Source organism: Guyparkeria sp. (assembly GCF_041687595.1).
Lineage (GTDB): Bacteria > Pseudomonadota > Gammaproteobacteria > Halothiobacillales > Halothiobacillaceae > Guyparkeria.
Map to the genome: position 1 here is coordinate 3464 of NZ_JAWLBP010000057.1, position 8020 is coordinate 11483.

8 protein-coding genes are annotated in these 8020 nt (G+C 67.5%); 7 read left to right on the forward strand and 1 reads right to left on the reverse strand.

What is annotated here, in order from left to right:
- From ACESL5_RS08550 to ACESL5_RS08565, 4 genes are all read left to right on the forward strand, one after another.
- On the forward strand, nucleotides 1–181 hold a 181-nt coding region (locus ACESL5_RS08550), incomplete at its 5' end, for a DUF3240 family protein (protein ID WP_372592364.1).
- Between the two features lie 29 nt (nucleotides 182–210).
- The gene (locus ACESL5_RS08555; RefSeq protein WP_372592365.1) at nucleotides 211–567 is read left to right on the forward strand and encodes a PepSY domain-containing protein; all 357 of its coding nucleotides are present in this window, start codon (nucleotides 211–213) and stop codon (nucleotides 565–567) included.
- 3 nt (nucleotides 568–570) lie between these two features.
- Nucleotides 571–1248: a response regulator transcription factor gene (locus tag ACESL5_RS08560; RefSeq protein ID WP_372592366.1), complete on the forward strand. Its 678-nt coding sequence runs from the start codon at nucleotides 571–573 to the stop codon at nucleotides 1246–1248.
- Nucleotides 1245–2576 carry a sensor histidine kinase gene (locus ACESL5_RS08565; protein WP_372592367.1) on the forward strand — a complete coding sequence of 444 codons (1332 nt, stop codon included), beginning with the start codon at nucleotides 1245–1247 and terminating at the stop codon, nucleotides 2574–2576. Before ACESL5_RS08560 ends, ACESL5_RS08565 begins: the two co-directional genes overlap by 4 nt.
- 13 nt (nucleotides 2577–2589) lie before the next feature.
- Here ACESL5_RS08565 and ACESL5_RS08570 read toward each other — a convergent pair whose 3' ends face one another.
- The gene (locus tag ACESL5_RS08570; RefSeq protein ID WP_372592368.1) at nucleotides 2590–3525 is read right to left on the reverse strand and encodes a histone deacetylase family protein; all 936 of its coding nucleotides are present in this window, start codon (nucleotides 3523–3525) and stop codon (nucleotides 2590–2592) included.
- Nucleotides 3526–3582: 57 nt separating this feature from the next.
- Here ACESL5_RS08570 and ACESL5_RS08575 point away from each other — a divergent pair, with 57 nt between their 5' ends.
- The 3 genes from ACESL5_RS08575 to ACESL5_RS08585 form a co-directional block, all read left to right on the forward strand.
- Nucleotides 3583–6270: a GNAT family N-acetyltransferase gene (locus ACESL5_RS08575; RefSeq protein WP_372592369.1), complete on the forward strand. Its 2688-nt coding sequence runs from the start codon at nucleotides 3583–3585 to the stop codon at nucleotides 6268–6270.
- A 27-nt stretch (nucleotides 6271–6297) separates the two neighbouring features.
- On the forward strand, nucleotides 6298–7287 hold the full coding sequence (locus ACESL5_RS08580; RefSeq protein WP_372592370.1) for a lipid A deacylase LpxR family protein: 990 nt from the start codon (nucleotides 6298–6300) through the stop codon (nucleotides 7285–7287).
- Between the two features lie 88 nt (nucleotides 7288–7375).
- The coding region (locus ACESL5_RS08585) for an AsmA family protein (protein ID WP_372592371.1) at nucleotides 7376–8020 on the forward strand (645 nt) is incomplete at its 3' end.

Consider the following 8020-nt stretch of genomic DNA (forward strand, 5'->3'; position numbering starts at 1 on the left):
GGAGCACGGCCAGTTCAACCTGGTCGAACAGGTGACCGGCCGCCAGCGCCGCGCGGTGTTTCACCTGCAGATGGCGTCGGCACAGGCCGAACCGTTTATCGCGGCCATGCGGGATGAACTGTCGGGCCTCGGTCTGCGATACTGGCTCGTCCCCCTGCTCGACAGCGGAGCGATCGAATGACCCGTGCACACGTGACCCAGGGACACGACATGGCTTGGACAGGCATCCTCTCCCGGTTTCAGATGGTGTTGGTCGCGGCCGCAATGCTGTCCGGCATCATTATCGTGTCGCCGGCCGCGGCCGACCACAACCAGGTCTTCGAGCTGCACCAGCGCGGCGAAATCCTCTCGCTGGTCGAGCTGATCGACCGCGCGCAGGCGATTCATCCCGGCCAGATGATCGAGGCACGGCTCGACGAGGAGGCCCTGGTCTACGAGATCACCGTCTACGGCGAGGACGACCTCTACCACGAGATGTACTTCGATGCCCGGGACGGCCGCCTCCTCTCCGAGCACAAGGAGACCGAGGAGTCCTTTCGCTCCGATCACCACCACAATGACGACTGATTGATGCGATTGCTGCTCGCCGAAGACGACGAATCGCTGGGCGCCGACCTGCAGGCCCGCCTGCGCGAACACGGTTATGCCGTCGACTGGGTGCGCGACGGCGACGAGGCCGCGTGGCTGGGCAGTGAAAACGTGCACGATCTGGTCGTGCTCGACATCGGCCTGCCGGGTCGTGACGGCCTGGCCGTGCTGCGCGAATGGCGTGAGAACGGGCTGGACCTGCCGGTCTTGCTGCTCACCGCCCGGGATGCCTGGTTCGAGAAGGTCGAAGGCTTCGAGGCCGGGGCCGACGACTACCTTGCCAAGCCCTTTCACCTCGAGGAACTCGTGGCTCGCCTGCGTGCCCTCTCGCGGCGGGTGAGCGAGTATCCCGGCGACCTGATGCAGTCGAAGGGCGGTCTCGCCATCGACGAGGCGCGCCAGCAGGCCCTGATCGACGGGCAACCGGTGGAACTGACCGGCACCGAGTTCCGGCTGCTGCGCTACTTCGTCCACCACGCGGGCCACGTGCTGTCGAAGAGCCGGCTGGCCGAGCATCTCTACGAATTCGACGACGACCGGGATCCCAACGTCATCGAAGCCTACGTCACACGCCTGCGCCGCAAGCTGGGCCGCGAATGGATCGAGACGCGCCGCGGCCAGGGATACGTCTTCCATCGCGCACCGGACCGGCGCTCGTGAGACGCCTGAAACCACGCCACATCCAGACCCGCCTGACGCTCTGGCTACTGGCCAGCGTACTGGTGCTGGTCGCCCTGTTCTGGCTGGTCACCGCCCGCGCCCCGGTCGTGCTCACCGAGAACTACGTCGTCGACCGGCTCGCGCATGACGCCGAGGTGCTCATCCTCGGCGTCGACCCGACCACCGATTCTCCCCGACTCGACCCGGCCTACGCCAATCCCATCTACGAGCGCCCCTACTCCGGGCACTATTACCAGATCGATGTCGGCGGCACGGCGTTGCGCTCGCGATCGCTGTGGGACTTCGACTTCCAGCCCGCCCAACTCGAGTCGTTCCCCGGCACCTACCACGCCACCGGCCCGGCGGAGCAGCCGTTGCTCGTCTACGCCGACCGGATTCAGAAGGAAGACACCTGGATCGAGGTGCACGTGGCCGAGGATCTCTCGGCCCTGGGTGAGCGCATCGACACCTTCCGCTGGCGTTTCGCCATCGTGACGCTGATCCTGCTTGGCATCATGCTCGTCGCCCAGCGGCTGATCGTCCGGGCAAGCCTGCGCCCGCTCGACCGGGTCCGGCGGGACTGCCGCCGCCTCGAGGCAGGCGAGATCGAGCGGCTCGACGAGTACGTCCCGCCGGAGCTCCAGCCCATGGTCGAGGAGATCAACCACCTGCAGGACGCCATGCAGCGTCGCCTGTCCCGCTCGCGCAAGGCGCTCGGCAACCTCGCCCACGCGCTGAAGACCCCGATCACGCTGATCGACCAGGTGCTGCAACAATCCCGCGACGAACTCCCGACGGAGGCCGCCGAACGCCTCGCCGAGGGGGTGTCCCGCATGCGTCGAATCACCGACCGGGAACTGCGCCATGCGCGCATGGCGGGCGAAGCCCGCGGCGGCCAGCGTTTCGAGGTGGAACGCGAACTCCCCCGACTGCTCGGCATGTTCCGCCATCTCCACCCCGAAAAGACCTTCACCCACCGGGTCGACTGCCCCGCCGGCGCCTTCCTGCGCGCCGATCGCGAGGACATGTACGAACTCTTCGGCAACCTGCTGGACAACGCGGCGAAATGGGCCGAAAGCCGGATACACGTCGAGATAATCCGAGCGGAAGACGGCTGGCGTATCGATGTCTCGGACGACGGACCGGGAGTCCCCACTGACTCTCTGCAGGAGCTGTCGCGCCGTGGAACACGACTGGACGAATCTCGTGACGGACACGGACTGGGGCTGGCGATTGTTCGCGAGATCGTCGAGCTCTACCGCGGGAGCCTGTCATTCTCTCGCTCGCCCGACCTCGGTGGGCTTGGAGTCGAGGTGTGGCTACCCTGAGCCCCGGGGCTTCTCAGGACTCCAGCAACCCTTGGACGTGCACGCAGGCACTTCGCCCCAGGGCGTGCAATTCGTAACCCCCTTCGAGAATGGAGACGACCCGCCCTTCGGCGGATTCCTCCGCGATCTCCACCAGGCGATCGGTGATCCAGCGGTAGTCATCTTCGACCAGCCCGAAGCTGGCCATGTCGTCGAGCAGGTGCCCATCGAATCCGGCCGAGATCAGGATCAGGTCCGGGCGATGGGCACGCAGGCCCCCGAACCACCCTTTAGCGATCGCCTCGCGCCAGGTCGACCCGTCGGTGGCCGCCGGCAGCGGGACCGGCAGGACGTTGGCCGCGCCCGAAGTACTGCCGCTATAGGGATAGAACGGGTGCTGGAAACTCGAGCAGAACAGGATGCGCTCGTCCCCGGCGACGATGTCCTCGGTGCCGTCGCCGTGATGGACATCGAAATCAACGATCGCCACGCGGGAGAGGCCATGACGCTCCAGCGCATGCCGGGCGGCGACCGCGACATTGTTGAAGATGCAGAAACCACCCGCCCGGCTGCGCCCGGCATGATGGCCCGGCGGGCGGACGGCACAGAAAGCCCGGCGGTCGTCCCCGTCCAGCACCCAGTCCACCGCGGCGATGCCGCTGCCCGCCGCGAGCCGTGCCACGTGCAGGGAGTGCGGGTTCATCCGGGTGTCGTCTCCCAGGTCGACCGTGCCGTGCTCGGGCGCACGGCGGAAGATCGAGTCGACATACTCGGCCGAGTGGGCCAGCAACAGGTCCTCGCGTTCGGCTTGTGGCGCCTGGATCGGGAACAGCCAGGGCTCGACGCCCTGCGCGATGAGCTGGTCATGGATCGCCGCCAGCCGCGACGGATTCTCCGGGTGCCGGTATCCGCCTACACTTGGGTTGTCATGCAGTTCGCAATCGGGATGCGAGACCAGGGCGACAGACATGACCGACTCACCTGCAAATCATCGGGGACGAGTCTCCAATCCTACCGGGAGGAAGCCGTGGGCGCACATGCTCTTGAACCGATCTTCAATCCTCGTGGCGTGGCCGTGTTCGGGGCAAGCGAACGGTCCGGCGCGCTGGGGACCACCGTGCTTGCCAACCTGATCGAGGCCGGCTACGAGGGCACGGTGATCCCGGTCAACCCGCGGCACGACTCCGTTCAGGGCCTTGCCTGCCGGGCAGAGCTGGGCCATCCGTCCGAACCGATCGACCTTGCTGTGATCGCCACGCCGGCGGCCACGGTCCCCGAGATCCTGAGGCAGTGCGGAGCGGCCGGCGTGAAGGGCGCGGTGATACTCTCCGCCGGGTTCGGCGGGAACGACCCGAACGGGTCACGCCTGCGGCGGGAGATCGTCGAGATCGCCGAAGACCACCGAATCCGGCTCGTGGGGCCGAACTGCCTGGGCCTGATGCGCCCGTCGATCGGCCTGAACGCCACATTCAGTCACAACCAGGCCCTGCCCGGTCACCTGGCGCTGGTCTCGCAGTCGGGCGCGATGATCACCGCCGTCCTCGACTGGGCGAGAGAGCGTGGGATCGGATTCTCCTCGATCGCCTCCACGGGCGATGCGGCCGACATCGACTTTGGCGAGATCCTCGATTACCTGGCCATGGACCGGGGAACCAGCGGCATCCTGCTCTACATCGAGGGCATCCGGGACGCCCGCCGGTTCCTCACCGGCCTGCGGGCCGCCGCGCGCCTGAAACCCGTGATCGTGCTCAAGTCCGCACGACACGACACCGGGGCGAAGGCCGCGGCCACGCATACCGGGGCGATGATCGGCGGCGACGATGTCTTCGACGCCGCACTGGCCCGGGCCGGCGTGGTGCGGGTCCAGCGAATCAGCCAGTGGTTCTCCGCCGCCCAGACGCTCGCCAGCCGCCTGACACTCCGCGGCGAGAAGCTCCTGCTCCTGACCAATGGTGGCGGCCCCGGCGTGATGGCCGCCGACCGCGCCACCGACCTGGGCGTACCGCTGGCCGAGCCGACTTCGGACACCCTTGCCGCGCTCGACAAGACACTACCGCCCCACTGGTCCCGGGCGAATCCTGTCGACATCCTCGGAGATGCCACTCCGTCGCGCTACGCCGAGGCCCTGCGGATCTGCCTCGCCGACGAGTCCGTCGACATGCTGGTCGTGATGCTCACCCCGCAGGCGATGACCGACCCGACCGGCTGCGCCCGCGAGGTAATCGAGCAGGCGCAGGCCCAGGAGGGAACTCACAAGCCGGTAGTCGCCTGCTGGATGGGAGAGACCCTGGTCGCCGAGGCCCGCGCCCTGTTCGACGAGGCCGGGATTCCCAACTTCACCTCCCCCGAGGCGGCGGTCGAGGCGCTGGCCTACCTGCTGACGCATCGACGCAACCAGAAGCTGCTGCTGCAGACACCGGCGCCGCTGACCGACGACTCGCCGCCGGACATCGGGGGAGCCAGGCTGATCCTCGAGTCGGCCCGCCAGGCCGGGCGCCGGGTCCTGACCAGCCGCGAGGCCAAGGCCGTCCTGCAGGCATTCCGGATTCCGGCCGAGCAAGCCATCCTCGCTCGCGATGCCGACGAGGCAATGGTCTCGGCCCAGGGGCTGGGCTTCCCGGTCGCCCTGAAGATCAGCGCCCCGGCCATGACCCACAAGACCGACGTGGGCGGTGTAAGCCTGAACCTGCACGATGCCCAGTCCGTTCGCGAGGAGGCGCGCGAAATGCTCGAGCGCATCCAGGAGGAGCACCCGGACGTCGAAATCGAAGGCGTGACCGTCGAGCGCATGGCCGCGGTGGGCCATCCCCGCGAACTGCTCGTGGGCGTGAGCCGCGACCCGGTCTTCGGCCCGGTGATCGCCTTCGGCATGGGTGGCACCGCCGTCGAGGTCATCCGCGACCGGGCACTCGCCCTGCCCCCGCTCAACACGGTCCTGATCCGCCGGCTGATCGAGCAGACCCGCGCCGCGCTTCTGCTCGGGCCGTTCCGCAACGCGCCCGAGGTGAAGCAACACGCAGTCGAGCAAGTGCTGTTGCGCGTCTCGGAGATGGTCTGCGAGCTGCCCGAGATCGGGGCGGTCGACATCAATCCGCTGCTCGCCGGGGAGGATGGCGTGATGGCCGTCGACGCACGAATCGAGCTCTCCGACGAGCCGCCGAAGCTTGATGCCTATGCCCACATGGCGATCTACCCCTACCCGATGCATTTCAAGCGCGAGGTAACGCTCGCCGACGGCACGCCCGTGACGTTGCGGCCCATCCGTCCGGAGGATGCGGAGACCGAGCAGGCTTTCGTCCGCAAGCTGTCCCGGGAAAGCCGCTACATGCGGTTCATGCGGGTTCTCAACGAGCTCACCCCCGAGATGCTGGTGCGCTTCACACAGATCGACTACGACCGGGAAATGGCCTTCATCGCACTGAACGAAGAGGACGGGAAAAAGGAACAGATCGGGGTGGCCCGCTACAACATGGAGCCCGACGGGGAGACGGCGGAGTTCGCCCTGGTCGTGGGAGACGACTGGCAGGCCCGTGGGCTGGGCACCGCCCTGCTCCGAATACTGGTCGAGTACGCCCGCCAGCGCGGAGTGCGCGAGCTGTTCGGTGACGTCCTGCAACGCAATTCCGGCATGCGCCAGCTGGGCGCCCGGCTCGGCTTCGACGAGCAGGTGCTCGAATCGGAAGAAGACGTCGTGCGCATCAGTCGCAGCCTGTGACCGGCAATACACGAGGGCATTCCAGCCATGACCGTCACCCGCCACCCATACCGAACCGTACTCGCCCTCGCCTGGCTGGCGCTGGCTCTTCCCGCCGGTGCCGAGGGGCTGCTCTCGGTGCAGTTAGAGAACGACGCCTGGGTAGGCGCCGGCGACGGCCACTACACCAACGGGGTGGAGATCTCCTGGTCCTTCGAGCCGGCCGAGGCCCACTGGACCCGCGGACTTACCGACATGATCCCGGGATGGAGCCGCGACGAGCTCAAGGGCGCCGCCTACCGCGTGGGGCAGCGGATATACACGCCCGACGACATCGACGTCGCCGACCTGCAGGAAGACGACCGCCCCTACGCCGGGGTACTGCAGGCCGGTCTTTCCCTGCACGGGGAGGAACCGGACGGCAAATGGCGGCAGACGCGCAGCCTGCACCTTGACCTCGGCGTGGTCGGCCCGGCCTCGGGCGGCGGGTGGATCCAGCAGCATTTCCACCAGCACATCACGGGTGACAACCCGCAGGGATGGAGCCACCAATTGTCGAACGAGCCGTTTCTCAACCTGGGCTACGAGCATGCCTGGCTCGCCCGCCGACCCTGGCGCTCGCGCGAGATCGAGTACGGCCCGAACGTCGGGGTTTCGCTTGGCAACCTGCATACCTTCGCCTCGACCGGTCTCTCGCTGCGCTACGGCGAGGGGCTGGATCGAAGCAGGGGCATCCCCTCAGTCGAGCCCGCCCAGGGAGAGCGGGCCTACTTCCGGCCCGGCCCGGGGCTGGGCTGGCACGTCTTCGCTGCCCTCGAGGGGCGATACATGGCGCACAACCTCCTGCTCGACGGCAACACCTGGCGCGACAGCCATTCGGTCGACCGCGAGCCGTGGGTAGGCGACGTCCAGCTCGGCTTCGCCGTCAACTGGGAGCGCTTCCAGCTCGCCTACACCGTCGTCTGGCGCACGAAGGAGTTCTCCACCCAGGCGAACAAGGACCGTTTCGGTTCGTTCACGCTGTCGATGTGGATGTAGCCAGTGGAGACGGCCGACCCGGCAAGCGGGATAGTCCCGCTCAGCCGTTATCTACACTAGGGCAAACACCCGAGGAAGGCTCCGCCCCATGAACCCATTCACTCGCCACCCGGTCCGGTCGCTTGTCATCGTGCTCGCGGGAACGATGGCAGCCCTGATCGTGGTCGCCATCGCCATGGCACTACTCTGGCCCGCTGACGATCTCAGAGAGCGCATCACCCAACAGGCAAGCCACCAACTGGGCATGCCGGTCGAGGTCGGCGGCGACGTCTCGCTGCGATTCTGGCCCTCACCCACCATCCACGCGACCGGCGTGAGGATCGGACCGGTGTCGGAATCCGCCGGCAATCCCGTCGGGGAACTCGAGGCGATCCGTTTGTCCATGCGTTGGCTGCCGCTGATCGGCGGCCGGATGGTGCCTCAGACATTGCGACTGGATGCCCCCGTTGTGCGCCTGACGCCGGGAACCCTCGATGCCCTCGCACTCGGTGGGCGGCCGGACGACTCGGCGCGCGACCGTCGGTTTTCGCCGCTGGATCTGCGCATCCGCGACGGCGAGATCCACTGGAGCGCGCCGAACGGTGGCCGGGAGATGTCGATCACCGGGCTCGAGCTGGACATTGCCGACCTGGAATGGCAGCCGGCGGCTGAAGGGAAGCACCCCATGGCGAGGACATCCCTGAACCTGAAGGCATCCGCCGATGCCGTGCGCATCAACGCCCTGCGCCTGTCG